The organism is Streptomyces sp. NPDC001532, from assembly GCF_040298625.1.
Classification (GTDB): Bacteria; Actinomycetota; Actinomycetes; order Streptomycetales; family Streptomycetaceae; genus Streptomyces.
Genome location: NZ_JBEPAL010000101.1, coordinates 1 through 1,627 on the forward strand (window position 1 = coordinate 1; position 1,627 = coordinate 1,627).

General features: G+C 33.6%; 2 protein-coding genes. One reads left to right on the forward strand and one right to left on the reverse strand.

Features of this window, described 5'->3' with window-relative positions; all coding sequences use genetic code 11:
* Nucleotides 1-322 precede the first annotated feature (322 nt).
* Nucleotides 323-1,434 (reverse strand): IS3-like element IS981 family transposase gene (locus ABT232_RS38375; protein WP_351849439.1). Its coding sequence is split into 2 segments (ribosomal slippage): nucleotides 323-1,218 and nucleotides 1,218-1,434, totalling 1,113 coding nucleotides; the frame shifts between segments, so codons are not numbered across the junction.
* A gap of 92 nt (nucleotides 1,435-1,526) precedes the next feature.
* Between ABT232_RS38375 and ABT232_RS38380 the strand changes: the two genes are divergently transcribed.
* The coding region (locus tag ABT232_RS38380) for a recombinase family protein (RefSeq protein WP_351849442.1) at nucleotides 1,527-1,627 on the forward strand (101 nt) is incomplete at its 3' end.

Here is a 1,627-nt window from a genome sequence, read left to right on the forward strand (position 1 = left end):
ATTTTCACTTTCCATATTTACCTCAATGAAATCTTTCTAAATAGACTTAATAAAAGTATACTGCTTTTTCTGTATATTTGCAAAAAATTATCATTTTGGATATCTTCATGAATTTTCTGAACATTACGGGAAATGAAGGTAAAACAACAGTTTTGGAGGAAATAATAAAAGCAGTAATCATACTAAAAACTGCTTTTATTATTGTTTTATTTTTCATGTTACTTTGTTTTGGACTTTTTATTCTTTAGTTTTTTATATTCTTTATTGATGACGTTAAGTCAAGTTTTTAGAGTAACAAACGTAGAATTTTAATCTATTTATTTTAAGCACTTACCTTTTCAAATTGATTAGGTGTAAGATACCCTAAACTTTGATGGATTCGTTTTGAATTATAAAAGGCTTCGATGTACCAGAAAATACTCTGATAGGCTTCTTCAAAGTTCTTATATTTAAATTGATACACCCACTCTCTTTTTAAATGTCCATGCCAAGATTCAAGACTGGCATTATGATAAGGGTATCCCCTTCGACTGAAAGAGTGAGTCATCCCATAATACTTAAGCAACTCTTCATACTCTAGACTCGTATACTGGCTTCCTTGGTCAGAATGAAGAATAACAGCTTCTGGATAGTCTTGTGATTTAATGGCCTTATTTAAAGTTCTTTGCACTAATTCTACAGTCATTCGCTTGCCCAAATCCCAAGCAATGACTTTTTTAGTATAACGATCCATAATGGTTGAGAGATAACCCCATCCTTGTTGAGTAGGAATATAAGTAATGTCGGTTGACCAAACCTTATTTTTCTTTGTAGGTTCAGTCTGTATGAGATTTTTTCGATTGATGTGATCACTTAGTGAGTATCCAGGCTTAAATTTCTTAATGACTACAGACTTGAGTTGAAGTTGTTTCATTAGCTTCTGTACCAGTTTTAACCCGACTTTTTCCCCTTGTTTAAGTAGAAGATGATGAATTTTAGGAGCACCATAGATTCCTCGGTTAGCATTGAAGAGTTGAGAAATTTTGAGTGACAGGTATTGTCTCCTTAATTGAGTTTTAGATGGATGTCGGTTAATCCGTTCATAATAACTTGATTCAGTAACACCAAGGAGTTGACAGCTTAGTCTGACATTGAGTGCTAAAGTTTGTATGGTTTGAGCCATATCCGCAGCACTCACTTCTTTTTCTCGGCGAATATGGTCAATACTTTTTTTAAGATGTCTCGTTCTTCCTTAACTTTAACCAGTTGTCTTTTTAATTCTAGAAAATCAGCTTTAGAGACGGAGCTTTCATTAGATTTAGAGTAGAGGTCTATCCATTTATAAATTGTTGCAGGGGCCACGTCGTATTCTTTAGACAGCTGGGTGACGGATTGACCAGAATGATAGAAGGCGATAAGGGTTTCTTTAAATTCTTTTGAGTAGCGTTTTTGCATGTTTTTGTCCTTTGTCTAAATTATACAATAGTGACTCTAAGATTTAAGGATAACATCACTCACAACTTAGGGTTATTAATAGAGGTCAAAATATGAAAATTGGGTATGCACGTGTCAGTACCTTTGAACAGAAATTAGAATCCCAAATTGAAGTTCTGAAAGAAGCAGGAGCAGAAGAAGTTTTCCAAGAAAA